Origin of the sequence: Vogesella oryzagri (assembly GCF_040148885.1) — a bacterium.
GTDB lineage: Bacteria > Pseudomonadota > Gammaproteobacteria > Burkholderiales > Chromobacteriaceae > Vogesella > Vogesella oryzagri.
Window position 1 is genome coordinate 130400 of the sequence record NZ_JBEFLD010000007.1, and the last position, 25405, is coordinate 155804.

Here is a 25405-nt window from a genome sequence, read left to right on the forward strand (position 1 = left end):
GGGGTTTCGCGGACCATTGGGGCGAGCGGGGTTGCCAGGGGGCGGCGGCACGCCCCCTTGCCCGTGCGCCGGGCGGAACCGGCGACTTCAAACATCATCCGCGTAGCGGATTCCACTGCTTGCATCATGCGCAGCGCCGCACCGTCCACAGCGCGCCGCCCAGCAGCATCAGACCACCAAACTGCAGCGGGCCCAGCGCATGACCGTAGGCCAGCCAGTCGATGACGATGGCGGTGGCCGGGTAGATGAACTGCAGCACCGCGATGCGGCTGGTGGGCAGGCGGCTCATGCCGGCATACAGCAGCACGTAGGCAAGGCAGGTGTGCAGGCTGCCCAGGCCGATCAGCCAGCCCCAGGTGGCACCGGCCGGCGGCAAGCCATGCCATAGCGGCCACCAGGCGCTCAGTAGCACGCCCACCGCACACTGCCACCACGCCAGCGCAAAGGCGCTGACACCGGGCGCCAGCTTGGCGATCAGCGGCACGCCGGCATAACACAGCGAGCCGATCAGGCACAGCAGCAGGCCCTTGATGTAGCCGGCGGTCAGCACCTGTTGTGCCGGCTGGTCGAACAGCCCGGTGGCCAGCGCCAGGCCCAGCAGCGCCACACCACAGGCTAGCGAACGCGTGGATGACAGGTGCTCGCGCAGCAGCCAGGCGCCCAGCAGCAGCACCCAGAACGGCTGCAGGTGGAACACCACCGTGCTCACCCCGATGGAGGTCAGCGGGATGGCGGCAAAGAACAGCGCCCAGTTACTCACCATCAGCACGCCTGCCAGCACGGCGGCCAACAGCGTGCGCCCGCTCAGGCGCAACTCGCCCAGTCGGCCACTGGCCGCGCCCCACAGCAGCAGCGCCAGGCCGCCGAACAGGCAGCGGAACAGCACCGTGGTCACCGGGTCCTGGCCGGCTTCGGTAACGAAAATGCCGATGCTGCCCAGCAGCACGCCGCCAAGCGTCATCAGCAGCGTGCCGCGCTGTTCGGCGGCGGTGCCGCTGCCGGTGGCAGCAGCGCTCAGGGTGGAGGTAGCGGTCTTCATGCAGGCATTGTGGAAGCTGCGCGATATCGCGAAAAGCGGATTTATGGCGATGCTATCATTCGATTTTCGAATGCATGGAGTGGCCATGAACAGCACCGATCTGCAGCTGGACTGGCTGCGCGCCTTCGTTACCGTGGTGGACAGCGGTTCGCTTACCGCCGCGGCGCGGCAGCTGTATCGCTCCCAGTCGGCGATCAGCATGCAGCTGAAGAAGCTGGAAGACGCCGCCGGGCGGCCCTTGCTGGCCCGCGGCCCGCGCCACCTGGTGTTGACCGTGGCGGGTAGCGAGCTATTGCCGCATGCGCGCCGCATGCTCGCCGTACATGCCGAGGCGCTGGCGGTGCTGCATGGCCCGGCAGTCAGCGGCCGCATCAGCCTGGGCGCGCCGGACGATTACGCCATGGCCTACCTGGCGCCGGTGCTGCGCACCTTCTCCAGCCGCTACCCTGGGGTGGAGATCACCCTGGTATGCGAACAATCCACGGTGCTGATTCCGCGCGTGGAGCGCGGCGAACTGGACCTGGCGCTGGTAACGCGCGACCAGCCGCAGCGTGGCGAGCTGCTGTTCCGCGAGGCGCTACTGTGGGTGGCGGCGGAAGAGCACGAAGCCTGGCGCCGCGAGCCGCTGCCGATTGCCGTGTACGAAGCTGGCAGCCGCGCGCGCAACGAAGCGCTGGCGGCCATCGAGGCACAGCGGCGCGCCTACCGCATCGTCTACTACAGCCCCAACGTGGCTGGCCAGCTGGCGGTGGCCTACAGCGGCATGGCGGTGGCGGTGCTCAGTCGCTGCAGCCTGCCGCCAGACCTGAAAGTGCTGGACGAACGCCATGGCCTGCCGCCGTTGCCGGCACAGTCGGTGGCGCTGATCCGCAGCGATGCTTCGGCGCGCAGTCCGGCAGTGGATGCCATGTACGAGCAACTGCTGCGCACCCTGCGGCGCGAGGGCGTCAGCTAGCCGCTGGCAGGTCGACCACCACCCGCCACAGCGCATGGCCGGAGTGGTGGTATTTGCGCTCGAACGGGGTGAGGAAGTCTTGCGGCTGCCAGCGTTCGGCGTGGCAAGGTTGACCGCAGAGCTGGCTTACCGCCAGCGCATGCTCTTCGGCATAGGTCTGCCAGTTGCTGCGCAGCTCCAGCCGGCCGCCCAGCGCTAGCGCGATGGGGAAGACCGCGTGGCCGTGCCAGCGGCGTTGCAGGTGTTCCGGCTTGGGCCACGGGTTGGGGTACAGCATCCACTGCTGCGCCGGGCGGATGCCGTCGGCGGCCAGCAGGCGCCAGATGTCCACCATGTCGGCGCGTAGCAGCAGTGCGTTGTCCGGCAGCGGCGCCGGTTTGCCGCGCTGCAGGCGATCCAGTGACTGGTCGATGCCGACGATGAAGTGATCAGGCTGCTGTGCCGCCAGGTTCAGCGTGGAAGCGCCCACGCCGCAGCCGGTGTCCAGCACCAGCGGCGCGCGGCCGTCCCAGGCGGCCAGCAGCGTGGCGTAGGCGGTACGGTTGTAGTCGGCGAACGGCTTCTGGAACGGGTGCTGCGCATGGCGCGCCACCACCTCGGCCAGGCGGCTGTGCGGGCCGGGTTGCGAGCTGGTTACGGGGCGGGAGTTGGCGAACATGGTGAATCCGGTAACGGGAAAGGTTAGCCGCAGGCGGCCAACCTGGGTGAATCATTTGCCACGCATGAACAGGTTGTCCAGGTCGCGCATGCTGAGGCGGCTCCAGGTGGGGCGGCCGTGGTTGCATTGGCCGGAGCGCTCGGTGGCTTCCATGTCGCGCAGCAGCGCGTTCATCTCCGGCAGCGTCAGCTGGCGGTTGGCGCGTACCGCGCCGTGGCAGGCCATGGTGGCCAGCAGCTCATTGCGGCGCTCGGTCAGTACCTGGGTGAGGCCGAATTCGCGCACGTCCTTCAGCACCGCGCGCGCCAGCTCCACCGGGCTGCTGTCCTGCAGCCACACCGGCACGCCGCGCACCGCGATCTGGGTCGGCGATAGCGGCGCCAGCTCGATGCCGAGGCGCTGCATATCGGCGCCATGCTCATGCACGGTGGCGACTTCGAACTTGTCGGCGGCGAAGGATACCGGCAGCAGCAGCGGCTGCATCGGAATGGTGTCGGCTTCCAGCGCGGTTTTCAGCCGTTCGTAGACGATGCGCTCGTGGGCGGCGTGCATGTCCACCACGATCAGGCCGTCCTCGCACTGGCTGAGGATGTACACGCCGTGCAGCTGCGCCAGCGCGAAACCCAGCGGCGGGATGCCGTCGCTGGCATCCGGCAGGCGCTGCGGCGTGCTGCCGGCCGGCGGCAGGGTGTTGCTGACTGGGGCGGGGGCCGGGCCGCGCTCTTCGTCGCGCAGGCCGGAGAACATCTTGTCGTACACGCCGACTGCCTCACGTGCCACGTTCAGCGGAATGCTCTGCTGCTGGTAGCGGAACGGCTGCGGCAGCGAGCTGCGGCCAACGTTGCCGCCATCCGTACTGCCGCCGCTGCTGTAGCTGGTACGTGGGGGGAACAGCGCATCCTGGGTCGGGGTCTGGTTGCCATGGCCGCCAGGGGCGGCCGCGGCGGCAGGTTGGCCATCGGCCAGCTGCACCGCCGGGCTGGCGCCGGCGGTGGTACTGGCCAGCGCGCGATGCACGCTGTGGAACAGGAACTGGTGCACGCCCTGGCTTTCACGGAAGCGCACCTCGATCTTGGTGGGGTGCACGTTGACGTCGACATTGGCCGGGTCCAGCGTGAAGAACAGCGCGTAGGCCGGGTGGCGGTCGTGGTGCAGCACATCGCGGTAGGCCTGGCGCAGCGCGTGCTGTGCGGTCTTGTCGCGCACGAAGCGGCCGTTGACGTAGAAATACTGCGCGTCGCGGCTGGCCTTGGAGTAGGTGGGGCTGGCGATGAAGCCGGTCAGCGTCAGGCCGGCGGCCACGGTTTCCACCTGCAGCGCCGCCTCGACGAAATCCTTGCCCAGTAGTGCCGACACGCGTTCGGCCAGGCTCTGCTGCGGCAGGCGCCATACCACCTTGCCGTTGTGGCGCAGGATGAATTCCACCCGTGGGTGCGCCAGTGCGATGCGCTCGAAGGTGGCGGCGCAGTGCGCGTACTCGGTGTTCTCGCTCTTGAGGAATTTGCGCCGCGCCGGGGTGTTGAAGTACAGGTCCACCACTTCCACGCTGGTGCCTTCCGGGTGCGCCGCCGGCTCCACCGGGTGCAGCGTGCCGTCGATGGCGATGATCTGGTGCGCGTGATCGGCGTCATGCTGGCGGCTGGTGAGGGTGAGGCGCGACACCGAGGCGATACTGGCCAGCCCTTCGCCACGGAAGCCGAGGGTGCCGACGCTTTCCAGGTCGTCCAGGCTGCCGATCTTGCTGGTGGCGTGGCGGTCCAGCGCCAGCGGCAGCTGTTCGGCCGCGATGCCGCCGCCGTTGTCGCTGACGCGAATCAGCTTGATGCCACCCTGTGCCAGGTCGACGGTGATCTTGTCGGCGCCGGCATCCAGGCTGTTTTCCAGCATCTCTTTCAGTGCCGAAGCCGGGCGCTCCACCACCTCGCCGGCGGCGATCTGGTTGACCAGATGGTCCGGCAGCTTGCGGATCGGCTTCATGCCTGCCCCGCCTTGCCGGCCAGCTTGCTGCGCAGCACGGCGATGACGGTGGGCGCCAGCGAGATGGCGATGATGGCCAGCATCAGCAGCGACAGGTTGTTGCGCACTACGGGCAGGTTGCCGAAGGCGTAGCCCAGCAGGCAGAAACCACCGACCCACAGCACGGTGCCGGCAACGCTGGAGGCGAGGAAGCGCGGGTAGGGCATGTGGCCCATGCCGGCGATGAACGGCGCAAAGGTCCGCACGATGGGGGCGAAGCGCGCCAGGATGATGGTCTTGCGGCCATGCTTGGCATAGAACGCTTCGGTGGTGTGCAGATACTGGCGGCGGAAGAGGCGCGAATCCGGGTTGGCGAACAGGCGCTTGCCGATGGTGCGGCCGATCAGGTAGTTGCAGGAATCGCCGAGGATGGCTGCCGTCGCCAGCGTGGCCAGCACCAGCGGCAGCGACATGTCGCCGGTTGCCGCCAGCGCGCCGGCCATGAACAGCAGCGAGTCGCCCGGCAGGAACGGGGTGACCACCAGCCCGGTTTCGCAGAACACGATCAGGAACAGGATGGCGTAGATCAGCGTGCCGTACTGGGCGATCAGCTCGGCCAGATGCACGTCGATGTGCAGGATGAAGTCGATCAGGAAGCTAATGATTTCCATGCGGGATTACCGGAGTGGCTGACAGGGCAGGGCTGCGGGCAACCCGGCTGTGTCAGGCACCCAAACAAAGTTGGCCGCAGGGTATGCGGCCAACCTTGAGGGCGACGGGGCCGTGGTTTACACCACTGCCTCTTCCTTCGCTTTCACCACCTTGATCATGTGCTCGCGCTTGGTACCCAGCGCCAGCGCCAGTGGGCTGGCCACCAGTACCGACGAGTAGATGCCGAACACGATGCCGATGGTCAGCGCCATGGCAAAGCCGTGCAGCGCCGGGCCTCCGAATACCAGCATCGACAGCACCATGGTTTCGGTGGAGCCGTGGGTGATGAAGGTACGGCTCATGGTGGCGGTAATGGCGTTGTCGATCACCTCGGCAGTACTCTTGCCGCGCATCGCCGGACGGCGGAAGTTCTCGCGGATCCGGTCAAACACCACCACCGATTCGTTCACCGAGTAGCCCAGCACCGCCAGCACGCCGGCCAGCACGGTGAGGCTGAACTCCCACTGGAAGAAGGCGAAGCAGCCGAGGATGATCACCACGTCGTGCATGTTGGCGATGATGGCCGACAGCGCCAGCCGCCATTCGAAGCGGATCGCCAGGTAGAGCACGATGCCCAGGCACACCAGGGAAATAGCGGTCAGGCCGTGGGTGACCAGTTCTTCGCCGACGCTGGGGCCGACGAACTCCACCTTGCGCAGCTGCACGCTGCCGTCGCCCTGCTTGAGCAGGCCCATCACCTGTTCGGACAGCTTGGCCGAGTTGGTGCCCGGCTTGTTGGCCAGGCGGATCATCACGTCGCGACTGGTGCCCAGGCTCTGCACCTGCACCTCGCCCAGCTTCAGGCCTTCCACGCGGTGGCGGATATCCGGCAGGTTGGCCGCCTGCTGGTACTGCACTTCCATCACCGTACCGCCGGTGAATTCCACCGACAGGTTCAGCCCCTTGGTAAACAGGAACACGACGGCCAGGATGAAGGTCACCAGCGAGATCGCGGTGGTCACCTTGCCGTAGCTCATGAACGGGATGTCCCGTTTGATGCGGAAAAACTCCATCTTGCAGGATCCTTAGTTGTTTTCCGGTTTCCACACCTGACCGATAGACACGGTAGTCAGGCGGCGACGACGGCCGTACCACAGGTTGACCACGGCGCGCGATACCAGCACGGCGGAGAACATCGAGGTCAGGATGCCCAGGCAGTGCACCACGGCAAAGCCGCGTACCGGGCCGGAGCCGAAGATCAGCAGCGCCAGGCCGGCGATCAGCGTGGTGACGTTGGAGTCCAGAATCGTTGCCCAGGCGTGGCCGTAGCCGGCGTTGATCGCCGATTGCGGTGGCACGCCGTTGCGCAGTTCTTCGCGGATACGTTCGTTGATCAGCACGTTGGCGTCGATGGCCATACCCAGCGTCAGCGCGATCGCCGCGATACCCGGCAGCGTCAGCGTGGCCTGCAGCATGGACAGGATGGCCACCAGCATGAACAGGTTGGCCGCCAGCGAAATCACCGAGATCACACCGAAGGCGCCGTAGTAGATCATCATGAACACCGCGATGGCGGCAAAGCCCCACATGGTGGAGTGGAAGCCCTTCTCGATGTTCTCTTTACCCAGGCTCGGGCCGACGGTGCGTTCTTCGATGATGTTCATCGGTGCGGCCAGCGAGCCGGCGCGCAGCAGCAGCGCGGTGTCGTTGGCTTCGGCCGGGTTCATGCTGCCGGAGATCTGCACGCGGCCACCGCCGATTTCACTGCGGATGACCGGTGCGGTCACGACTTCGGCCTTGCCTTTTTCCACCAGGATCATCGCCATGCGCTTGCCGATGTTCTGCGCGGTTACGTCGCGGAAGATGGCGGCGCCGGCGGCGTCCAGGTTGATGTGCACGGCAGCGCCGCCGTTTTCGTCAAAGCCGGCCTGGGCGTCGTTGATGTTGTCGCCGGTCAGCTCCACATCTTTCTTCACCAGGATTTTCTGCGGGCCTTGCGGCGTCAGCTCGTCCAGCAGGTCGTAGCCGGCGGGCGTGCTGCCAGCCAGCGCTTCGGCCATCTTGGCGGAGTCGTCTTCCACCATGCGTACCTGCAACGTGGCGGTACGGCCGAGGATGTCCTTGGCCTTGGCGGTGTCCTGCACGCCCGGCAGCTGCACCACGATGCGGCTGGGGCCGGCCTGCTGGATCACCGGCTCGGCCACGCCCAGCTCGTTGACGCGGTTGTGCAGGGTGGTGATGTTCTGTTTCACCGCATCGCCCTGCACGCGGCTGATTTCTTCCTGTTTCAGCGTCAGGATCAGGCGGTTGCTGGCCTTGTCCGGGCTGAACGACAGCGTCGGCAGGGTGCGCGCCAGGGTATCGGCGGCGGCGGTCAGGGTGGCTTCGTCACGCAGCTGTACTTCCAGCACGGTGTTGCCGCTGCGCTTGATGCTGCCGTAACGGATCTTGGCATTGCGCAGTTCGCGGCGGATGTCGCCGGCGTAGCGCTCCATGGTCTTTTCCACCGCGGCCTTCATGTCCACTTCCAGCAGGAAGTGCACGCCACCGCGCAGGTCGAGGCCGAGGAACATCGGGCTGGCATGCAGGCGGGTCAGCCAGTCGGGGGAGGCCGGCAGCAGGTTCAGCGCGATGATGTAGTTGTCACCCAGCAGTTGCTGGATGGCATCGCGCGCCTTGATCTGGGTATCCGGATCCTTGAAGCGGACTTTCAGGCTGTTGCCGTCCAGGAAAATGCCCTGGGGGGCGATGCCCTGTTGTTTCAGGGCGTCTTCAATGCGGGCCATCAGCGCCGTATCCACCGGAATGGACTGTCGGCTGCTGGACACCTGGACCGCCGGCGTTTCGCCGAAGAAATTGGGCAGGGTGTAGATCGACGACGTGATCAGCACCAGCGCAATGAGTAGGTATTTCCAGATCGGGAAGCGGTTCATGGAAGCTAGGCAGGAAAAGGGCCGCACACGCGGCCCGGGGTTTTACAGGGACTTGATGGTGCCTTTTTCCAGCTTGGAACCCACGGCGCCACGCTGAACATTGATTTCTACACCACTGGCGATTTCGATGCTCAGATACTGCTCGCCGGTCTTGGTAACGCGGCCGATGATGCCGCCCTGGGTGACCACTTCATCGCCTTTGACGATTTCGGACAGCATCTTCTGGTGTTCCTTGGCGCGTTTCTGCTGCGGGCGAACCAGCAGGAACCAGAACAGCACGAAGATGACGATCATCGGCAAGAACTGCATGAATTCGGTGGCGTTAGCCATGGGGGTCTCCCTTGAAGGTGTTGATCTTGTATGCGGGACGGGCATTGTAGCCACGGCCTGCGGGTTTTCCAACCGCACTAAAGGTTGGCCGCAACGGCGTGAGACTGCGGCCAACCCTGCGGGTTCACTCTTGCCTCAGTTCACGCCACGGGCGCGGCGCTCGTGGAAGCCGGCTTTCCAGTCTTCGAACTGGTCGGTATCGATGGCATCGCGCATTTCCTGCATCAGCGCCTGATAGTAGTACAGGTTGTGGATGGTATTCAGTCGGGCACCGAGGATTTCGCCGGTACGGTGCAGGTGGTGCAGGTAGGCGCGGCTGAAGTTGCGGCAGGTATAGCACTGGCAGTGCTCGTCCAGCGGCTTCTTGTCGGCCTTGTAGCGCGCGTTCTTGATCTTGACGTCGCCCCACTGGGTGAAGATCCAGCCGTTGCGCGCGTTGCGGGTCGGCATCACGCAGTCGAACATGTCGATGCCGTTGGCCACGCCGTGCACCAGGTCTTCCGGCGTGCCCACACCCATCAGGTAGTGCGGCTTTTCCGCCGGCAGCATGTCTTTCAGCTCGGTGAGCATGCGGTACATTTCCGGCTTCGGTTCGCCCACCGACAGCCCGCCGATGGCGATGCCGTCAAAGCCGATCTGCATCAGGCCGTCGAGCGATTCCTGACGCAGGTCGCGGTACAGGTTGCCCTGCACGATGCCGAACAGTGCATTGGGGTTCTTCAGTTCGTCGAAGGCGCGGCGCGAGCGCTCGGCCCAGCGCAGGCTCATGCGCATCGATTTGGCGGCGGTGGCGTGGTCGACCTGGCCCGGGGTGCATTCGTCGAAAATCATCACGATGTCGGAATTCAGTACTTTCTGAATTTCCATCGATTTTTCCGGCGACAGGAACAGCTTGTCGCCATTCACCGGGCTCTGGAAGGTGACGCCTTCCTCGGTAATCTTGTTCAGTGCCCCCAGGCTGAACACCTGGAAGCCGCCGGAGTCGGTCAGAATGGGTTTGTCCCAGCCGATGAACTCGTGCAGGCCGCCGAATTGCTCGATGATTTCCAGCCCCGGGCGCAGCCACAGGTGGAAGGTGTTGCCCAGAATGATCTGGGCGCCGATGTCGGTCAGCTCGTGCGGGCTCATCGCCTTCACCGAGCCGTAGGTGCCCACCGGCTGGAACACCGGGGTTTCCACGGTGCCGTGGTTCAGTTCCAGCGTGCCGCGACGGGCGCCGCCGGAGGTCTTGTGTAGGGTAAACTTCAGCATGTGCTTGATATTAATCGCGAGATTTCCGAATTCAGCCGCGCAGTATACACCGCCGTACCGGGCTCTGCGCGGCGGCGGCTTGTCAGTGCGCTGATTTGCCGCTAGTATTGCTCCCCTAAGACAACAGGCACGTAGCTCAGCTGGTTAGAGCACCACCTTGACATGGTGGGGGTCGTTGGTTCGAGTCCAATCGTGCCTACCAAACAGAATCTCGCTGTGGAGACAAACATGGTTTTCCGAACTACCACCACCCGTATCTCGAAATGAGTTCGAGCCTACGGGTGTTGCTTGCGTAATGCGGAACACTCCTCAGCAAAAAAGTGCGGCTCAAGGCCGCACTTTTTTTTTGCCGTTTTAAAAACTGTCCACCTTTGAGTTGGAGTTGCTATGCCTGACATTCGCCTGCCCGACGGTTCTATCCGTTCCTTCGACAAGCCGGTAACCGTGCATGAAGTGGCGGCGTCCATCGGCACCGGTCTTGCCCGTGCGGCGCTGGCTGGCCGTGTGGACGGCAAGCTGGTCGATACTTCGTACCAGATCGCGGCCAACGCCGACCTCGCCATCATCACCGACAAGGATGCCGACGGTCTGTCCATCATCCGCCACTCCACCGCCCACTTGCTGGCCTATGCGGTGAAGGAGCTGTTCCCGGATGCGCAGGTGACCATCGGCCCGGAAATTGAAAACGGCTTCTACTACGATTTTGCCTACAAGCGCCCGTTCACCCCGGAAGACCTGGTGGCGATCGAGAAGAAGATGGCCGAACTGGCGAAGAAGGACATCCCGGTCGAGCGTTACGAGCTGCCGCGTGACGAGGCGATTGCCTACTTCAAAAGCATTGGCGAGGCCTACAAGGCCGAGATCATCGCCTCTATTCCGCAGGGCGAAGTGCTGTCGCTGTACCGCGAAGGCGAGTTCACCGACCTGTGCCGCGGTCCGCACGTGCCGTCCACTGGCAAGCTCAAGGTGTTCAAGCTGATGAAAGTGGCCGGTGCCTACTGGCGCGGCGACAGCAACAACGAGATGCTGCAGCGCATCTACGGTACTGCCTGGGCCAAGAAAGAAGACTTGGAGCAGTACCTGCACATGCTGGAAGAGGCAGAAAAGCGCGACCACCGCAAGCTGGGCAAGCAGCTGGATCTGTTCCATCTGCAGGACGAAGCGCCGGGCATGGTGTTCTGGCACCCGAAAGGCTGGCAGCTGTGGCAGAGCATCGAGCAGTACATGCGCAAAACCTTGACTGCAGCCGGCTACCAGGAAATCCGCACCCCGATGGTGATGGACCGCGTGATGTGGGAGAAGTCCGGCCACTGGGAAAACTACCGCGACGCCATGTTCACCACCGAGTCGGAAAAGCGCGACTACGCGGTGAAGCCGATGAACTGCCCGGGCCACGTGCAGGTGTTCAACAGCGGCCTGCGTTCCTACCGCGAGCTGCCGATGCGCCTGGCCGAGTTCGGCGCCTGTCACCGCAACGAGCCGTCCGGCGCGCTGCACGGCATCATGCGCGTGCGCGGCTTCGTGCAGGACGATGCCCACATCTTCTGTACCGATGAGCAGATCATTGCCGAAGCCAAGGCTTTCAACGAGCTGACCATGGCGGTGTACCAGCGCTTCGGCTTCGAGCAGGTGTCGGTGAAACTGAGCCTGCGTCCGGAAAAATACGCCGGCACGCTGGAAACCTGGAACCGTGCCGAGGAAGGTCTGCGCGAAGCGCTGCGTGCCTGCGGCATCGAGTGGGAAGAGCTGCCGGGCGAGGGCGCTTTCTACGGTCCAAAGATCGAATACCACATCAAGGACGCGCTGGGTCGCTCCTGGCAGTGTGGCACGCTGCAGCTGGATTACGTGCTGCCGGAACGCCTGGGGGCGGAATACGTGGCCGACGACAACAGCCGCAAGCGCCCGGTAATGCTGCATCGCGCGGTGCTGGGTTCGCTGGAGCGCTTCATCGGTATCCTGATCGAAAACCACGCTGGCGCCTTCCCGCTATGGCTGGCGCCGGTGCAGATGGTGGTGATGAATATCACCGGCAACCAGGCCGAATATGCCGGCCAGGTGGCGGCAAAACTGCGTGAACATGGCTTCCGTGTCGATCTTGACTTGAGGAACGAAAAGATCGGCTATAAAATCCGCGAACACAGCCTGCAAAAGCTTCCATATCAAGTCGTTATCGGCGACAAGGAAATGGAGGGCGGGTTGGTGGCCGTGCGTGCCCGTGGTGAAGACTTGGGCCAGATGTCGGTGGACGCCTTTGTGCAGCATCTGAACGCTGCGCTGGCGCAACGCTGATTGCCGCGCGGCCAATTTGAATTTTTTAAGGAGTAACAGCTATAGCTCAGGAACGCGAATCACGGATCAACGGCGAGATTACCGCTCGCGAAGTCCGTCTGGTAGGTGAAGAAGGCGAACAGCTCGGCATCGTTAGCGTGCGTGAAGCACTGGCACTGGCCGAGGAACGTGATGTGGATCTGGTGGAGATTTCTCCGACTGCCCAGCCGCCGGTATGCAAACTGATGGACTACGGTAAATTCAAATACCAGCAGTCCAAGAAGAAGCATGAAGCCAAGCTGAAGCAGAAGCAGGTGCAGATCAAGGAAATCAAGTTCCGCCCGGGTACGGACGACGGCGACTACAACGTCAAGCTGCGCAACCTGATCCGTTTCCTGGGTGAAGGCGACAAGGCCAAGATCACGCTGCGTTTCCGTGGCCGTGAAATGGCGCACCAGGATATCGGTCTGGCGCTGCTCAAGCGAGTAGAGGCTGATCTGGCCGAGGTTGGCACCGTGGAACAGTTCCCGAAACTGGAAGGTCGCCAAATGGTCATGATGATTGCCCCGAAAAAGAAATAATCGGGTATAATCATTGACTTCCGCACGGCAGGCTCGCCTGCCGTGTTGGTTTTGTGGGCCGCAAGGCCTGCAACAAAAGCGTGACGCAGTGGTTTCAAGTGCCGATGGCCACCCTGTGTCTAATCTAACGAAAATTCAGCAGGAGATTTCCATGCCGAAGATGAAAACCAAGTCGAGCGCGAAAAAGCGTCTCAAAGTGCTGGGTAACGGCGGCGTTAAGCGCTCCATGGCCTTCAAGCGTCACATCCTGACCAAGAAGACCACCAAGAGCAAGCGTCAGCTGCGCGGTACCACCATGGTACACGCTACTAACATGGCCTCTGTTCGCGCCATGATGCCCTACGCATAAGGAGACTGAATAAATGCCACGCGTAAAACGCGGTGTAACCGCACGTGCTCGTCACAAGAAAATCCTAGCCCTGGCGAAAGGCTATCGCGGCCGTCGCAAGAACGTCTATCGCATCGCCAAACAGGCGGTGATGAAAGCCGGTCAATATGCATACCGCGACCGTCGTCAGAAAAAGCGTCAGTTCCGTCAACTGTGGATTGCTCGTATCAACGCAGCTGCTCGTGAAAACGGCCTGCCGTACAGCAAGTTCATGAACGGTCTGAAGAAGGCTCTGATCGAAATCGACCGTAAGGTTCTGGCCGATCTGGCCGTTTTCGACAAGCCGGCATTTGCTCTCATCGTTGAGAAAGCGAAAGCCGCCCTCGCTTAATCGCAGGACATCTGAAAGGGAGGCTGATGCCTCCCTTTTTTTTCGATCTTCCCCCGAAGAGTGCTGATTCGAGCGGCCAACGTTCCGGTCAGTTTTCTTACGCATACTGGTGCGACCCATGAGCAATGTTGACGTGATTCTGAAGGAAGGTCTGGCGGCACTCGACACCGTGACAGACCTCGTGGAACTGGAACAGGTCAAAGCCCGCTACCTCGGCAAGAGCGGTGCGATGACCGAGCTGCTCAAGCAGCTGGGCAAGCTGTCGCCGGAAGAGCGCAAGACCGCCGGCGCGGCCATCAACGCCGCCAAGCAGGCATTCGAAGGCCGCCATAACGAAGTGCGCGACGGCATCAACAACGCCAAGCTGGAACAGCAACTGGCAGCAGAGGCGCTGGACGTATCTCTGCCGGGCCGCGGCCAACTGCCGGCCGGCCTGCATCCGGTGACGCTGACGCTGGAGCGCATCACCGAGTTGTTCGCCACCTTGGGTTTTGCCGTGGCCGACGGCCCGGAAATCGAAAGCGATTTCCACAACTTCCAGGCGCTGAACATCCCGGAAAACCACCCGGCGCGAGCCATGCAGGACACCTTCTACGTGGAAGGTGGCGACGTGCTGCGCACCCATACCAGCCCGATCCAGGTGCGCTACATGCTGGACAACCAGCCGCCGATCAAGATCGTGGCCCCGGGCCGGGTGTACCGCGTGGATTCCGACGCCACCCACTCGCCGATGTTCCATCAGATGGAAGGCCTGTGGATCGACCGCGACGTCAGCTTCGCCGATCTGAAAGCCACTGTTACCGACTTTCTGCGCCGCTTCTTCGAGCGTGACGACCTGCAGGTGCGTTTCCGCCCGTCCTTCTTCCCGTTCACCGAGCCGTCCGCCGAGATCGACGTACTGGGCGAGCGCGGCTGGCTGGAAGTGGGTGGCTGCGGCATGGTGCATCCCAATGTGCTGCGCAATGTGAACATCGATCCGGAACAGTTCACCGGCTTTGCCTTCGGCATCGGCCTGGATCGCTTTGCCATGCTGCGTTACGGCGTCAACGATCTGCGTCTGTTCTTCGAGAACGATCTGAACTTCCTCAAGCAATTCAACTGAGCGCGCGGAGACCGAAGCAATGCAATTTTCCGAACAATGGCTGAGAAGCTGGGTTAATCCGTCGCTGTCCACCGACGAGCTGTCCTACCTGCTGACCATGGCAGGGCTGGAAGTGGAAGAAGTCGAGCAGGCCGCACCGGCCTTCAGCGGCGTGGTGATCGCCGAAGTAAAACAATGTGAAAAGCACGAAAACGCTGACCGCCTGCGCGTCACTAAGGTGGATGCCGGGACCGGTGAACTGATCCAGATCGTATGCGGCGCGCCGAATGTGGCAGTCGGCGTGAAGATCCCGTGCGCGCTGCCAGGCGCCATCCTGCCGGGCGATTTCAAGATCAAGCCGACCAAGATGCGCGGCGTGGAATCCGGCGGCATGCTGTGTTCCGGCAAGGAACTGGGCGTACCGGACGAGGCCGACGGCCTGCTGCTGCTGCCGGCCGATGCACCGGTCGGGCAGAGCATTCGTGACTACCTGGGCCTGGACGACGCGCTGTTCACCCTGAAGATCACCCCCAACCGCGCCGACTGCCTGTCGCTGCGCGGTATCGCTCGCGAAGTGGCCGCACTCACCGGCGCGCCGCTGGCGCCGATCAGCATCAACGCGGTCACCCCGCAGTGCGACGACAAGCGCGCGATCCGCATCGATGCGGCCAACGCTTGCGGCCGCTACATCGGCCGCGTCATCAAGGGCGTCAATGCCGCTGCGGTGACCCCGGAATGGATGCGCCGCCGCCTGGAGCGCTCTGGCCTGCGCTCGATTTCCGCCATCGTCGATATCACCAACTACGTGCTGCTGGAGCAGGGGCAGCCGATGCATGCCTTCGATCTGGCCACGCTGGATGGCGGCATCACCGTGCGCTTTGCCCGTGCCGGCGAAAAGCTGGTGTGCCTGAACGAAAAAGAAGTGGCGCTGACGCCGGAGCTGCTGGTGATTGCCGATGACAGCAAGCCGTTGGCTATTGCCGGCATCATGGGCGGGCTGGAAAGCGGCGTGACCACTGCCAGCAGCGACATCTTCTTCGAAAGTGCGTTCTTCAATCCGGACACCATCGCCGGCAAGGCGCGTGAGCTGGGCTTTGGTTCCGATTCCTCCTATCGCTACGAGCGTGGCGTGGATTTCCAGCTGCAGCAGGACGCTATCGAGCGCGCCACCGCGCTGACGCTGGAAATCTGCGGCGGCGAAGCCGGCCCGCTGGTGGAAACCGTGGGCGAGCTGCCGGCGCGCAACCGCGTCAAGGTACGCACCGCACGCGTAGCCAAGGTACTGGGCGTAACGTTGGCCGCAGAGCAGATCGCCGCCATCTTTACCCGCTTGGGCTTTGCGTTCGACGCGGTGGAAGACGGCTTCGTGGTGGAGGCGCCGAGCTTCCGCTACGACATCGCCATCGAGGAAGACCTGATCGAGGAAATCGCCCGTGTATACGGTTACGACGCGATTCCATCCGACGCGCCGCGTGCCCGCCTGGCGATGCTGCCGCAGCCGGAAACCCTGCGTCCGCGTAGCGAAGTGCGCCGCCTGCTGGCTGGCCGCGATTTCCAGGAAATCGTCAGCTACGCCTTCGTGGAAGAGAAGTGGGAGCGCGATTTTGCCGGTAACAGCAACCCGGTACGCTTGCAGAACCCGATCGCCAGCCAGATGAGCGTAATGCGCTCCAGCCTGATCGGCGGCCTGGTGGACGTGCTGGCGGCCAACCTGAACCGCAAGCACAGTCGTGTGCGAGTGTTCGAGATCGCCCGCGTGTTCCTGAAGCAGGCCGACGGCAGCGTACAGCAGCCGGAACGTGTCGCCGGCCTGGCCTATGGCAGCCGCGTGGCCGAACAGTGGGCCAGCAAGGCTGAGCGCGTGGATTTCTACGATGCCAAGGCCGAGGTGGAAGCACTGCTGCACCCGCGCGTGGCCGAGTACCGCAAGGGCGAGCACCCGGCGTTCCACCCGGGCCGTTGCGCCGAGGTGGTGCTGGATGGCGCCGTGGTCGGCCATGTCGGCGAACTGCACCCGCGCTGGGTGCAGGCTTACGGCCTGAGCACCGCGCCGGTGCTGTTCGAACTGGCCGCCGAGGTGGTGGAACAGAGCCGCCGCGTAGCGGTGCAGCCGGTCAGCAAGTTCCAGCCGGTGCGTCGTGACCTGGCGCTGGTGGTGGCCGAAGAGGTGACCTTGGCCAGCCTGCAGCAGGCGATGCTGGCCGCCGCACCGGAGTTCGTGTGCGAACTGGCGCTGTTCGACGTGTACCGCGGCAAGGGCGTGGTAGAAGGCAGCAAGAGCCTGGCGCTGCGCATCATCATGCAGGCGACGGACCGTACCCTGGTGGACGAGGAAGTGGAGCAGGGCGTGGCCGCCATGCTGGCTGCCGCCCAGGCCTGCGGCGCCGAGCTGCGCGCCTGAGCGCCGTCCAAGCCGATTGTTATCAGTTAAGCCACCCGCACGGTGCGGGTGGCGAGTTCAAGCATCTGTTTTGTAGTGAGGAATTGTCATGACTTTGACCAAGGCCGAGTTGGCCGATTTGCTGTTCGATAAAGTGGGTTTGAACAAGCGCGAAGCCAAAGACATGGTGGAATCTTTTTTTGAAGAAATCCGTGCCACGCTGGAATCCGGTACCAGTGTAAAACTGTCCGGTTTCGGTAACTTCCAGTTGCGCGACAAGCCGCAGCGCCCGGGCCGCAACCCGAAAACCGGCGAAGAAATTCCCATCACCGCCCGACGCGTGGTAACTTTCCACGCAAGCCAGAAACTCAAGGGAATGGTTGAACTCTATCATGCCGACAAACAAGGCTGAGCTGCCGCCGATCCCGGCCAAGCGCTACTTCTCCATTGGAGAGGTCAGCGAGCTGACCGGTGTGAAGCAACACGTACTGCGCTACTGGGAGCAGGAGTTCTCTGAGCTGCGCAACGTTACCCGTCGCGGCAACCGCCGCTATTACCAGCATGCCGAGGTGCTGCTGGTACGTCGCATTCGCGAGTTGCTGTATGACGACGGTTTCACCCTGCACGGTGCGCGCCAGCGCCTGTCCAGCGATGAACCGGCGCCGATGACCGCGCAGCAGGTGCGGGCGGAGTTGCAGTCTCTGGTCGATTGGCTGGATATCTCGCTTGGCAAGAATTGATTCATTGCCTATAATTGTGCCCTCTTTCGTCGGGGCGTAGCGCAGCCTGGTAGCGCACCTGCATGGGGTGCAGGGGGTCGGAAGTTCGAATCTTCTCGCCCCGACCAAAGAACCCGTTTCAGACAAAAAAGCCATCCAGCCGGATGGCTTTTTTGCGTTCTGCGTACGTGCAGTGTTTGTCAGATCGTGCCATGTGGTGCCCATCTTGCTGCTGCATGCGGCATACTTTGCCGCATTACCAGCTGATGCCTATGGGAGCTCAACATGAAACACTGGCTGTGTGCCGTCACGCTGGCGGCGTTGCCGCTGCTGGCGCAAGCGGAAAAAGTGGGCGACGTATCCACCGCCTTCAAGCTGATCGGCCCCAACCACAAGATCGTGGTCGAGGTGTTCGACGACCCGCTGGTAGCCGGGGTGAGCTGCTACCTGTCACGGGCGAAGACCGGTGGCGTGTCCGGTGCGCTGGGGCTGGCGGAGGACAAGGCGGAAGCGTCGGTGGCCTGCCGCCAGGTGGGGCAGATCGCCTTCAAGGGGCCGTTGCCGCAGGAGGACGAAGTGTTCACCGAGCGCGCGTCCATCCTGTTCAAGCACGTACGGGTGGTGCGCATGGTGGATGCCCGCCGCAACACGCTGGTGTACCTGGTGTATTCCGACCGGCTGATCGACGGCAGTCCGCAGAACAGCGTCACCGCAGTGCCGGTGCCGACGACGCTGAGAATTCCGCTCAAGTAAGGCTCGCGGCCAACGCTGGCCGATGACAAACCGCCCTGTCGTGTTATGCGCCAGGGCGGTTTCGTTTCCGGCGCGGCGCAAGGTTGGCCGCATGCTGTCTCAGGCCGTGAACGAGAAGCTGCGCAAGGTATACGGCTGCTCGCCCAGCTGCGCTTCGCGCCGCGCCAGGGTGACGACATGCTCGTGCTGCGGTGAGCGCTCGCATACCGGGTCCAGAGTGTCGGCGCTGCCGGCCAGCGCCAGCGCCTGGCAGCGGCAGCCGCCGAAGTCGCGTTCCTTGTGCTCGCAGCCACCGCAGGGTTCCGGCATCCAGCTGGTGCCGCGGTAGGCGGCAAAGGCCGGCGAATCGTACCAGGCTGCGGCCAGCGTGCTGTGCGGCACGCGCGGAAACTGCAGATGCGCCAGCGTCTGCGCCGCGTGGCAGGGCAGCAGGGTGCCGTCCGGCATTACGTTGAGGAAGCGCTGCGCCCAACCACCCATACAGGCCTTGGGGCGGCGCGCGTAGTAGTCGGGGATCACGTAGTCGATCACCATGCGGCCGCGGGTATGCTCACGCCATTGCGTCACCGTGGCGGTCATCGCGTCCAGCTGTGCCTCGCTGGGAATCAGCGCTGAGCGGTTTTGCAGCCCCCAGCCGTAGTACTGGGTGTTGGCTACTTCCACGCGGGCGATGCCGTGCTGGTCGGCGTAGTGCAGCATGGCGTCCAGCTCGTGGGCGTTGCTGCGGGTGATGACGAAGTTCAGCGTTAGCGCCAGCCCGCTTTGCTGCACCAGCGCCAGTGCGGCCTGTTTTTTCGCCACTCCGCCGCGAAAGCCGGACAGCCGGTCCGCCTGCGTATCCTCCAGGCCCTGGAAGCTCAGCTGCACGTGGTTGAGGCCGGCCTGCTGCAATGCGGCCAACCTTGGCGCATCCAGCAGCACGCCGGAGGTGATCAGGTTGCTGTACAGCCCCAGCTCGCTGGCGTAGGCCACCAGCTCGGTGAGGTCGCTGCGCGCCATCGGCTCGCCGCCGGAAAAATGCACCTGCAGCATGCCCATGTCGGCGGCCTGGCGCAGCACCTCGCGCCAGCCGGCGGTGTCCAGCTCCTGGCTGGCCGGGGTGAGCGTCAGCGGGTTGGAGCAGTAGGCGCAGCGCAGCGGGCAGCGGTGGGTAAGTTCCAGCAGGATGGCCAGCGGCGGTTCCGGCTGGCGCGGGGAAGTCGAATCAGTCGCGGGCGAATCAGTCGCGGTGGTGTCAGTCATGGCGCAGAAAGCCTTTCTCGCTCATGGTGGTGAACAGAGCCAGCACGTCCTGCTGTACGGTGGTCAGCGGCGCGGCAAACTCCGCGGCCAGCCCTTCGCACAGCTGGCCGATGTTCACGCCGGCGCTGCGTTCCAGGCACAGCCGCGCCAGCTCGTCGATGATCAGCATGCGCTCCGGCCCCAGCAGCACCCAGCGCTGGCGTACCTTGTCGTGTTGCAGGCGGGTGCCGGGGGCCAGCCGCACGCTGTGGCTCAGGGTCAGCATGGCGGCAGTGCCGGGTCGAAGGCGCCGGGCGGGATCATGCCGGGCGCCACGTAGGCGCTGTACAGCGCGTCCAGCTGCGCCCACAGCACATTGCACTTGAAGGTCAGCGCGTCCAGCACGCCCTGCTGCTCGGCCACAGTCAGCGCGTGGCGCTTGACGTAGTCCAGCGCGAAGTCGGCATCGCGCGGCGCCTGCGACAGGCGGCGGCGGAAGTAGGCCAGCACCTTGTCGTCGATAAAGTCATAGTTTTCCAGCAGCCCGACGATGCGTTCCTGGTGGATGGCCGGGGCGAACAGCTCGGTCAGGCAGGAGGCCACCGCCACTACCGGCGGGTGGCGGGCGACGAAGTCCACGTAGGCCTCCACCGCGAACACCGTGGCCGGCAGCGCGCCCTGGCGCGAGATCACGTAGTCGCGCGGCAGGCGAAGGCCGTCGGTGAGCACCAGCCAGCGCTCGATGCCGCCTTCCTCGTCGCCGTAGCCGTCGTGGTCCAGGATGCGCTGCACCCATTCGCGGCGCAGTTCGCGGTCGTGGATGCGGCTGATCAGCGCTGCGTCCTTGCGCGGAATCGCCGCCTGGTAGCAGTAGCGGTTCAGCGCCCAGGCTTGTACCTGGCCGAATTCCAGCTTGCCGCCGTGCAGCAGGTGGTGAAAAGGGTGGCGATTGTGATAGCGCGCATGGCCGATGGTGCGCAGCGCGTCTTCCAGTTCCGCCGGCGACAGCGGTGCAGTGAGTGGCTTATTCAACGCTGAACTCCATGCCGTCATGCGCCAGCTGCCAGCCGGCGGCGGCGATGGCGGCGCGCTCGGGGCTGTGCGGCAACAGGACGGGGTTGCTGTTGTTGATGTGAATGAAACGCTTACTGGCCAGTGGCACATCGCGCCACAGCGCCATGCTGCCAGCCTCGCCGCTCATCGGCAGGTGGCCCATGCGTGCGGCGGTCTTGCTGCCGAGGCCGGCGCGGATCATCTCGTCGTCGGTATAGGTGGTGCCGTCGAACAGCAGGCTGTCGCCGGGGCGCAGCCGTGCCTTGATATCCGACGGCAGTGCAGCGCAACCCGGCAGGTAGATCAGCCGGCCCACGCTGTCGGCGGTGGAAATCGCCAGGCCGATGGTGTCTTCCGCCACGCTGCCAAAGTTGGCCGCAGCCGGGTCTTCCAGCCACAGCGCCACCTTGCCGGGTATGGTGAAAGCCTCCACCCGCACGCCGCTGTCGGCGCCATCGGCGTCCAGTACCGCTTGTTCTGTGTCCAATGCCAGCGCGCGGCGCGGTACCAGCTGGCGGTCCAGCACATTGAACACCGCATTGGCGGCAACAATGCCCTGTACCCGCCCGGTGGCGTACAGCGCGAACGGCTGCCCCTCGCGCAGCGACAGCAGGCCGGCGATGTGGTCGACATCGGCATTGGTCAGCAGCACGGCACGGATCGGGGTGGAACGGGGAAAGTGTTGCGGTTGCAGCGCCGGCGTGGCAGCCAGCTGCTGGCGGATATCGGGCGAGGCGTTGATCAGCACCCAGTGCGCGCCATCGGCCGACACGGCGATGGAGGATTGCGTCTGCGGCGCCAGCCGGCCGGCACGGGCAGCACGGCAGGCATCACAGCCACAGTTCCATTGCGGCAGGCCACCTCCGGCCGCCGCACCCAGCACGATGACGCGCAACATGGTGGCTGCCTCAGCGCTCGGCGCACATATAGCAGTTGATTTCGCAGCCGAGGGATACTTCGATCACTTGCGGGGTTGTCCAGGTACGCATGGTGAATCCTCCAGAGGGGTAAGCAATGCCGGGATGGCCAGACCACTATAAGAAGCTGGCGCCGCGGCGAGAATGCGACTTTAGTCGCAGGGGGGCGCGCCGCGTGGCAGATAAAAAAACACCCGCCGTAGCGGGTGCCAAAAGGCCCGAACATTTGCCGCCCGGAGGAGGTGGGCGGTGGCAGCGGGGGCTGCCGTTCGGGGCCGGGGGTGATCGGTGTCGGCTGCCTCAGCGGCCGTCCACGGCCGGCAGGGCGGCTTGTTCATAGCGGCCATACAGAAAGCCGACGCTGCGGCGCCATTCGTCGCGCGCCTCCGCCCAGGCGGCGAACTCGGCGGGAACCGGCAGCGCCATCACCTCGTTGGGGGTCAGGCCGCGGCCTGCCGCCTCGCGCAGGCTGCCATCCAGCCATTGCAGATAACGGCGCGTGGCGTGGATCGGGCCGGCATCGCGGGTCACCGGTCCATGTCCCGGCACCAGCACTTTAAACGGCAGCGCCTGCAGCCGGTCCAGCGCCGCCAGCCAGTCGGCAATGCTGGCATTGGGCAGCGTCGGGGTGCGGCCATTGAACACCTGGTCGATGGCATACAGCACGCCGGTGGTGTGGTCGAACACCGCGATGTCGGACTGGGTATGGCCGGCGACGGCGATGAACTCCAGCCGGTGGCCGCCTACCACGCGCAGGCCGGTGGGCAACGGCGCGGTGGGCAGCTGCACCTCGGTGCCCTGCATGCGGTCGCCCACCAGCCGGTACAGGTTCTCGGCCAGTCCTTCCGCTTCGCTGCGCAACATGGCGCTGGTGCGTTCGTCGGCGCGGATCGGCACATCGCGGAACGCCTGGTTGCCGAGGAAATGGTCCGGGTGCTTGTGGGTAATGATCAGCTCGCGCACCGCCTGGCCGGTGGTGTGTTCGATGACGCGGCGGTATTGCTCGCCAAAGGCGCGCGAGGGGCCGCTGCCGAGCACCACCACGCCGTCGCCGGTGGCGATAAACGCGGTGTTGACTAGAAAGCCGCCGTTGGCCGGGGTGAAGTAGCCGGTATCGGCCACCACCACCCAGCTGTCCGCGGCAACCTGCTGCGGCTGGATCGGGTAGTCCTGCGCCTGCGCCATAGGGGCCAGCAGTGCCAGCCACAGGCAGAAAGGTTGGCCGCAAAATCTCATGGTTGCTCCTGCAGCCGGCCGTGATAGAAGTTGCCATCGCTGTCGCTGGCGCTGACTTGCAGCGGGCCAGGGGCCGGCTGCGCCAGCTGCAGGGTAAACAGCGGGTTTTCCGCCAGCGGCGCCTGCAGCTCGAACTCGGCCAGCGGCTGGCCGCTGGCATCGCTCAGCCGCAGCGTGTCCAGGTGGAAGCGGGCGATATTGCCCACCAGCCCGGTATCCATCGGATGCATGATGCGCAGGCGGATGCGCTGCTGGCCGTCGGCCTGCCAGACGCGGCCATACAGCCGGCCCAGCAGCGTGCCCCAGTCGGTACTGTTGCGGGTGGCGGTGGGCAGCGCGCAGCCGCCGCCCGGGGCATCCACCAGCTGGCCGCCGACATGCCACACACCATCGGCGGTGCGGGCCGCGGCGCGTACCGGCGTGGCCTGGTTGACGCGCATTGCCACCGAAAACACCGGCTGCAGCCGCAGCGGCGTCATGCGCAGCGCCAGCGGCAAGGGGTTGTAATCGGCAAACAGCAGCAGCTCCTGTACCTGCCCCAGCGCCGTGGCATCCACGCTGACCGGCACGCGCTGGCCGTCTTCCACCTGCCGCGGCAGGCTGACCTTGACGCGGTCATCGAATACCGCCGGCGCGCCGTGCAGCACATTGCGTTGCATCACGTCCCACATCACCGAGTGCAGGGGGTCGTCGGCCTGACTGGCGGCCTGGGCGGACAGCGGCAGCAGGCACAGCAGCGACAGCAGGCACAGCAGCGACAGCAGGGCCACGCTGCGGCCAACGTTGGCCGCAGCTTGCCTGGCATCAGGGCTGCGCTTGGCGGCGGCGGGCAGCGTGCGCGGTGGGATGGCGGCGGTCATCATGCGGCGGCTCAATGTTCATCCGGTGGACGATAGCTGGTGTGATAGCGCTGGAAGATCGCCGCCAGTTCACCGCTGGCGCGCAACTCGGCCAGCGCATCGCTGACTGCCCAGGCCAGATCGCGCAGGCTTTCCTTGGTGGCCATGCCTACTTCCCAGCCGGCCTTGAGCAGACCGGGCGTCTGTGGCTGGCCCAGCTGCCAGTTGCCGCCGTGCAGCTGCCACTCCAGCTCGCTTTGCGTGCCGAAGGTGGCGCTGGCGCGGCCATCCTGCAGCGCGGCGCTGGCGGCGGCCGATGTGGGGTAGTGCTGCAGCTGGCCGCGCAGGCGGCCGGCCTGCAGTGCCGACAGGTACAAGTCGGCCAGGCTGTCGTTTTCCACCGCGATGCGCTCGCTGCCGATCTGCCAGGTGGACGCCGGCACGCTAGCGCCGGCCCAGGCCAGGTGTTCCTTGTAATAGGCGCCAAACAGGAAGGCATTGTCGTTGCGCCGTGCCAGCTCCGGGTCGAACGGCACATGCAGCATCAGGTCGGCGGTGCCGCCACCCAGATAGTGGCCTTTCCACACCGCGTTGCGCAGGTCGCCGTCGACATCGTCCGCCGGGGTCAGCGGCATGAAATTCACCGTCAGCCCCAACTTTTTGCCGATGGCGCGTGCCAGCTCGACATCGATGCCGCCCAGCTCGCCGTTGTGCACGAAGGAGAACGGCGGGAAGTCGCGATACACCGCCACCCGCAGCACGCCACCGGCTTTCAGATCGTCCAGGTTGGCCGCACGGGCGGCCGGCAGGGCGAGCAGGGGGGCCAGCAGCAGGGCGGCCAACAGCTGACGGCGGCGCATGTGCTTACTCCTGGTGCACGGTGTCGAGCCAGGAACGGATGGCCCAGGCGGCTTCCTGCGACAGGATGCCTTCGAACGGCGGCATATAGGTCACGCCGTTGCGGATGGAGCCGAAGCGGAAACGGCCCTGCAGGATGGCGTCGCCTTCCTCGCCTTCCGGTAGTTTGCGCAGGTCTGGGGCGATGCCGCCGGAGATGGCGTCGATGCCGTGGCAGCGGGCGCAGTTCTGCGCGAAGGCGGAATGGCCGATGCGGATGGCTTCCGGGTTGCCGCGGTAAGGGTTGACGTCCAGCCAGTCCGGGCCGAGTTTTTTCAGATTGCCGGTATCCACCGGCTGCGGGGTCACATCGCCATGGGCGCCGGCCAGGCCGGACAGGGTCAGGCTGCCGGTACAAACCAGCAGAGTCAGGGTAAGCAGGCGGCGGGTAACGGCTTTCATGGGGTGTTTCCTTGCGCGGTGGTGGGGGAATTCTTGGCCAGTTCGGCCAGTTCTGCATCGCTGAACAGGCGCGAGCGGGTGATGAAGCGCACCCCTTCGGGGGCCTCCACCGAGAAGCTCGAGCCACGACCGGGCACCAGGTCGATCGTCAGGTGGGTGTGTTGCCAGTATTCGTACTGAAAGGCGCTCATGTAGAACGGGGTGCCGGCGATCTCGCCCAGCAGCAGATCCTGCGCGCCAAGGTGGAACTCGCCCTGCGGGTAGCACATCGGTGCGCTACCATCGCAGCAGCCGCCGGACTGGTGAAACATCAGCGGGCCGTGCCGGGTGGTGAGCATGCGCACCATGTCGGCGGCAGCGGGGGTAATATCGACGCGGCTGAGCATGTGAGCCTCCGGTGGCGCGGCAGCGGTGTGCCTGTGTATTGGGTGGTTAACAACAGTGCTTGGATCGGTAGGGCGGATGCCCCGGGGGGGCGATCCGCTAACCGGTCAGGTGGTTCAGATTGCAGCGGGATGCCTGTTGCGAGGCTTCCGCCCCATGGCTGCAGTCTGCGGTGGCGTGCA

Annotated in this window: 28 protein-coding genes and 2 tRNA genes; 12 read left to right on the forward strand and 18 right to left on the reverse strand. The window is 64.7% G+C overall.

Annotated elements, in window-relative coordinates:
* Window positions 1-124: 124 nt before the first annotated feature.
* On the reverse strand, window positions 125-1039 hold the full coding sequence (locus ABNW52_RS14085; RefSeq protein WP_349589018.1) for a DMT family transporter: 915 nt from the start codon (window positions 1037-1039) through the stop codon (window positions 125-127).
* 85 nt (window positions 1040-1124) lie between these two features.
* Between ABNW52_RS14085 and ABNW52_RS14090 the strand changes: the two genes are divergently transcribed.
* Window positions 1125-1994 carry a LysR family transcriptional regulator gene (locus tag ABNW52_RS14090; protein WP_349589020.1) on the forward strand — a complete coding sequence of 290 codons (870 nt, stop codon included), beginning with the start codon at window positions 1125-1127 and terminating at the stop codon, window positions 1992-1994.
* On the opposite strand, the gene trmB is transcribed toward ABNW52_RS14090, so the two are convergent.
* The 7 genes from trmB to tgt form a co-directional block, all read right to left on the reverse strand.
* Window positions 1987-2652, reverse strand: a complete 666-nt coding sequence (gene trmB, locus ABNW52_RS14095) for a tRNA (guanine(46)-N(7))-methyltransferase TrmB (RefSeq protein ID WP_349589022.1) — start codon at window positions 2650-2652, stop codon at window positions 1987-1989. The two genes, ABNW52_RS14090 and trmB, sit on opposite strands and share 8 nt — an antisense overlap.
* Before the next feature lie 51 nt (window positions 2653-2703).
* The gene (mutL, locus tag ABNW52_RS14100; protein ID WP_349589025.1) at window positions 2704-4629 is read right to left on the reverse strand and encodes a DNA mismatch repair endonuclease MutL; all 1926 of its coding nucleotides are present in this window, start codon (window positions 4627-4629) and stop codon (window positions 2704-2706) included.
* The gene (locus ABNW52_RS14105) at window positions 4626-5273 is read right to left on the reverse strand and encodes a DedA family protein (protein WP_349589379.1); all 648 of its coding nucleotides are present in this window, start codon (window positions 5271-5273) and stop codon (window positions 4626-4628) included. Before ABNW52_RS14105 ends, mutL begins: the two co-directional genes overlap by 4 nt.
* Window positions 5274-5396: 123 nt before the next feature.
* A complete protein-coding gene (gene secF / locus ABNW52_RS14110; RefSeq protein ID WP_349589028.1) occupies window positions 5397-6332 on the reverse strand; it encodes a protein translocase subunit SecF in 936 nt (311 codons plus the stop codon).
* A gap of 12 nt (window positions 6333-6344) precedes the next feature.
* A complete protein-coding gene (gene secD / locus ABNW52_RS14115; protein WP_349589031.1) occupies window positions 6345-8192 on the reverse strand; it encodes a protein translocase subunit SecD in 1848 nt (615 codons plus the stop codon).
* 42 nt (window positions 8193-8234) lie between these two features.
* A complete protein-coding gene (yajC, locus tag ABNW52_RS14120) occupies window positions 8235-8522 on the reverse strand; it encodes a preprotein translocase subunit YajC (RefSeq protein WP_174875290.1) in 288 nt (95 codons plus the stop codon).
* A gap of 135 nt (window positions 8523-8657) precedes the next feature.
* The gene (gene tgt / locus ABNW52_RS14125; protein ID WP_349589034.1) at window positions 8658-9773 is read right to left on the reverse strand and encodes a tRNA guanosine(34) transglycosylase Tgt; all 1116 of its coding nucleotides are present in this window, start codon (window positions 9771-9773) and stop codon (window positions 8658-8660) included.
* A 125-nt stretch (window positions 9774-9898) separates the two neighbouring features.
* Here tgt and ABNW52_RS14130 point away from each other — a divergent pair.
* The 11 genes from ABNW52_RS14130 (at window position 9899) to ABNW52_RS14180 (ending at window position 18274) form a co-directional block, all read left to right on the forward strand.
* Window positions 9899-9975 (forward strand) — tRNA-Val (locus tag ABNW52_RS14130).
* Between the two features lie 185 nt (window positions 9976-10160).
* On the forward strand, window positions 10161-12062 hold the full coding sequence (thrS, locus tag ABNW52_RS14135; protein WP_349589037.1) for a threonine--tRNA ligase: 1902 nt from the start codon (window positions 10161-10163) through the stop codon (window positions 12060-12062).
* 41 nt (window positions 12063-12103) lie between these two features.
* Window positions 12104-12622: a translation initiation factor IF-3 gene (gene infC / locus ABNW52_RS14140; RefSeq protein WP_349589382.1), complete on the forward strand. Its 519-nt coding sequence runs from the start codon at window positions 12104-12106 to the stop codon at window positions 12620-12622.
* A gap of 151 nt (window positions 12623-12773) precedes the next feature.
* The gene (rpmI, locus tag ABNW52_RS14145; RefSeq protein WP_017507004.1) at window positions 12774-12971 is read left to right on the forward strand and encodes a 50S ribosomal protein L35; all 198 of its coding nucleotides are present in this window, start codon (window positions 12774-12776) and stop codon (window positions 12969-12971) included.
* A gap of 13 nt (window positions 12972-12984) precedes the next feature.
* Window positions 12985-13341 (forward strand): 50S ribosomal protein L20, encoded by a 357-nt coding sequence (rplT, locus tag ABNW52_RS14150; protein ID WP_017507005.1) that lies wholly within the window; start codon window positions 12985-12987, stop codon window positions 13339-13341.
* A gap of 118 nt (window positions 13342-13459) precedes the next feature.
* Complete coding sequence (gene pheS / locus ABNW52_RS14155) at window positions 13460-14443, forward strand: phenylalanine--tRNA ligase subunit alpha (RefSeq protein ID WP_349589041.1); 984 nt, start codon at window positions 13460-13462, stop codon at window positions 14441-14443.
* 19 nt (window positions 14444-14462) lie between these two features.
* Window positions 14463-16823 carry a phenylalanine--tRNA ligase subunit beta gene (pheT, locus tag ABNW52_RS14160; RefSeq protein WP_349589044.1) on the forward strand — a complete coding sequence of 787 codons (2361 nt, stop codon included), beginning with the start codon at window positions 14463-14465 and terminating at the stop codon, window positions 16821-16823.
* Window positions 16824-16911: 88 nt separating this feature from the next.
* Window positions 16912-17214, forward strand: a complete 303-nt coding sequence (locus ABNW52_RS14165) for an integration host factor subunit alpha (protein WP_174875295.1) — start codon at window positions 16912-16914, stop codon at window positions 17212-17214.
* A complete protein-coding gene (locus tag ABNW52_RS14170; RefSeq protein WP_349589047.1) occupies window positions 17195-17542 on the forward strand; it encodes a MerR family transcriptional regulator in 348 nt (115 codons plus the stop codon). The genes ABNW52_RS14165 and ABNW52_RS14170 overlap by 20 nt, the downstream gene beginning before the upstream one ends.
* Window positions 17543-17572: 30 nt before the next feature.
* Window positions 17573-17649, forward strand: a tRNA-Pro gene (locus ABNW52_RS14175).
* A gap of 157 nt (window positions 17650-17806) precedes the next feature.
* A complete protein-coding gene (locus tag ABNW52_RS14180) occupies window positions 17807-18274 on the forward strand; it encodes a CreA family protein (RefSeq protein ID WP_349589050.1) in 468 nt (155 codons plus the stop codon).
* 99 nt (window positions 18275-18373) lie between these two features.
* On the opposite strand, the gene pqqE is transcribed toward ABNW52_RS14180, so the two are convergent.
* From pqqE to ABNW52_RS14225, 10 genes are all read right to left on the reverse strand, one after another.
* Window positions 18374-19516, reverse strand: a complete 1143-nt coding sequence (pqqE, locus tag ABNW52_RS14185) for a pyrroloquinoline quinone biosynthesis protein PqqE (RefSeq protein WP_349589053.1) — start codon at window positions 19514-19516, stop codon at window positions 18374-18376.
* Window positions 19509-19781, reverse strand: a complete 273-nt coding sequence (pqqD, locus tag ABNW52_RS14190) for a pyrroloquinoline quinone biosynthesis peptide chaperone PqqD (protein ID WP_349589056.1) — start codon at window positions 19779-19781, stop codon at window positions 19509-19511. Before pqqD ends, pqqE begins: the two co-directional genes overlap by 8 nt.
* A complete protein-coding gene (gene pqqC / locus ABNW52_RS14195; RefSeq protein ID WP_349589058.1) occupies window positions 19775-20527 on the reverse strand; it encodes a pyrroloquinoline-quinone synthase PqqC in 753 nt (250 codons plus the stop codon). Before pqqC ends, pqqD begins: the two co-directional genes overlap by 7 nt.
* Window positions 20520-21446: a pyrroloquinoline quinone biosynthesis protein PqqB gene (gene pqqB, locus ABNW52_RS14200; protein WP_349589060.1), complete on the reverse strand. Its 927-nt coding sequence runs from the start codon at window positions 21444-21446 to the stop codon at window positions 20520-20522. Before pqqB ends, pqqC begins: the two co-directional genes overlap by 8 nt.
* Window positions 21447-21456: 10 nt before the next feature.
* Window positions 21457-21537, reverse strand: a complete 81-nt coding sequence (gene pqqA, locus ABNW52_RS18570; RefSeq protein WP_088964997.1) for a pyrroloquinoline quinone precursor peptide PqqA — start codon at window positions 21535-21537, stop codon at window positions 21457-21459.
* A gap of 228 nt (window positions 21538-21765) precedes the next feature.
* Window positions 21766-22701 carry a quinoprotein relay system zinc metallohydrolase 1 gene (locus ABNW52_RS14205; protein ID WP_349589062.1) on the reverse strand — a complete coding sequence of 312 codons (936 nt, stop codon included), beginning with the start codon at window positions 22699-22701 and terminating at the stop codon, window positions 21766-21768.
* A complete protein-coding gene (locus ABNW52_RS14210; RefSeq protein ID WP_349589065.1) occupies window positions 22698-23564 on the reverse strand; it encodes a quinoprotein dehydrogenase-associated SoxYZ-like carrier in 867 nt (288 codons plus the stop codon). Before ABNW52_RS14210 ends, ABNW52_RS14205 begins: the two co-directional genes overlap by 4 nt.
* A gap of 8 nt (window positions 23565-23572) precedes the next feature.
* Window positions 23573-24400, reverse strand: a complete 828-nt coding sequence (locus ABNW52_RS14215; RefSeq protein ID WP_349589067.1) for a substrate-binding periplasmic protein — start codon at window positions 24398-24400, stop codon at window positions 23573-23575.
* A 4-nt stretch (window positions 24401-24404) separates the two neighbouring features.
* On the reverse strand, window positions 24405-24839 hold the full coding sequence (pedF, locus tag ABNW52_RS14220; protein ID WP_349589070.1) for a cytochrome c-550 PedF: 435 nt from the start codon (window positions 24837-24839) through the stop codon (window positions 24405-24407).
* A complete protein-coding gene (locus ABNW52_RS14225) occupies window positions 24836-25225 on the reverse strand; it encodes a DUF779 domain-containing protein (RefSeq protein WP_349589073.1) in 390 nt (129 codons plus the stop codon). Before ABNW52_RS14225 ends, pedF begins: the two co-directional genes overlap by 4 nt.
* Between the last annotated feature and the right edge of the window lie 180 nt (window positions 25226-25405).

What these genes read in the sequence shown, in the direction of transcription:
- ABNW52_RS14085 (WP_349589018.1), bottom strand. Translation starts at nt 1,039, where the DNA reads ATGAAGACCGCTACCTCCACCCTGAGCGCTGCTGCCACCGGCAGCGGC.
- ABNW52_RS14090 (WP_349589020.1), top strand. Translation starts at nt 1,125, where the DNA reads ATGAACAGCACCGATCTGCAGCTGGACTGGCTGCGCGCCTTCGTTACC.
- trmB (WP_349589022.1), bottom strand. Translation starts at nt 2,652, where the DNA reads ATGTTCGCCAACTCCCGCCCCGTAACCAGCTCGCAACCCGGCCCGCAC.
- mutL (WP_349589025.1), bottom strand. Translation starts at nt 4,629, where the DNA reads ATGAAGCCGATCCGCAAGCTGCCGGACCATCTGGTCAACCAGATCGCC.
- secF (WP_349589028.1), bottom strand. Translation starts at nt 6,332, where the DNA reads ATGGAGTTTTTCCGCATCAAACGGGACATCCCGTTCATGAGCTACGGC.
- secD (WP_349589031.1), bottom strand. Translation starts at nt 8,192, where the DNA reads ATGAACCGCTTCCCGATCTGGAAATACCTACTCATTGCGCTGGTGCTG.
- yajC (WP_174875290.1), bottom strand. Translation starts at nt 8,522, where the DNA reads ATGGCTAACGCCACCGAATTCATGCAGTTCTTGCCGATGATCGTCATC.
- tgt (WP_349589034.1), bottom strand. Translation starts at nt 9,773, where the DNA reads ATGCTGAAGTTTACCCTACACAAGACCTCCGGCGGCGCCCGTCGCGGC.
- thrS (WP_349589037.1), top strand. Translation starts at nt 10,161, where the DNA reads ATGCCTGACATTCGCCTGCCCGACGGTTCTATCCGTTCCTTCGACAAG.
- rpmI (WP_017507004.1), top strand. Translation starts at nt 12,774, where the DNA reads ATGCCGAAGATGAAAACCAAGTCGAGCGCGAAAAAGCGTCTCAAAGTG.
- rplT (WP_017507005.1), top strand. Translation starts at nt 12,985, where the DNA reads ATGCCACGCGTAAAACGCGGTGTAACCGCACGTGCTCGTCACAAGAAA.
- pheS (WP_349589041.1), top strand. Translation starts at nt 13,460, where the DNA reads ATGAGCAATGTTGACGTGATTCTGAAGGAAGGTCTGGCGGCACTCGAC.
- pheT (WP_349589044.1), top strand. Translation starts at nt 14,463, where the DNA reads ATGCAATTTTCCGAACAATGGCTGAGAAGCTGGGTTAATCCGTCGCTG.
- ABNW52_RS14165 (WP_174875295.1), top strand. Translation starts at nt 16,912, where the DNA reads ATGACTTTGACCAAGGCCGAGTTGGCCGATTTGCTGTTCGATAAAGTG.
- ABNW52_RS14170 (WP_349589047.1), top strand. Translation starts at nt 17,195, where the DNA reads ATGCCGACAAACAAGGCTGAGCTGCCGCCGATCCCGGCCAAGCGCTAC.
- ABNW52_RS14180 (WP_349589050.1), top strand. Translation starts at nt 17,807, where the DNA reads ATGAAACACTGGCTGTGTGCCGTCACGCTGGCGGCGTTGCCGCTGCTG.
- pqqE (WP_349589053.1), bottom strand. Translation starts at nt 19,516, where the DNA reads ATGACTGACACCACCGCGACTGATTCGCCCGCGACTGATTCGACTTCC.
- pqqD (WP_349589056.1), bottom strand. Translation starts at nt 19,781, where the DNA reads ATGCTGACCCTGAGCCACAGCGTGCGGCTGGCCCCCGGCACCCGCCTG.
- pqqB (WP_349589060.1), bottom strand. Translation starts at nt 21,446, where the DNA reads ATGTTGCGCGTCATCGTGCTGGGTGCGGCGGCCGGAGGTGGCCTGCCG.
- pqqA (WP_088964997.1), bottom strand. Translation starts at nt 21,537, where the DNA reads ATGCGTACCTGGACAACCCCGCAAGTGATCGAAGTATCCCTCGGCTGC.
- ABNW52_RS14205 (WP_349589062.1), bottom strand. Translation starts at nt 22,701, where the DNA reads ATGAGATTTTGCGGCCAACCTTTCTGCCTGTGGCTGGCACTGCTGGCC.
- ABNW52_RS14210 (WP_349589065.1), bottom strand. Translation starts at nt 23,564, where the DNA reads ATGATGACCGCCGCCATCCCACCGCGCACGCTGCCCGCCGCCGCCAAG.
- ABNW52_RS14215 (WP_349589067.1), bottom strand. Translation starts at nt 24,400, where the DNA reads ATGCGCCGCCGTCAGCTGTTGGCCGCCCTGCTGCTGGCCCCCCTGCTC.
- pedF (WP_349589070.1), bottom strand. Translation starts at nt 24,839, where the DNA reads ATGAAAGCCGTTACCCGCCGCCTGCTTACCCTGACTCTGCTGGTTTGT.
- ABNW52_RS14225 (WP_349589073.1), bottom strand. Translation starts at nt 25,225, where the DNA reads ATGCTCAGCCGCGTCGATATTACCCCCGCTGCCGCCGACATGGTGCGC.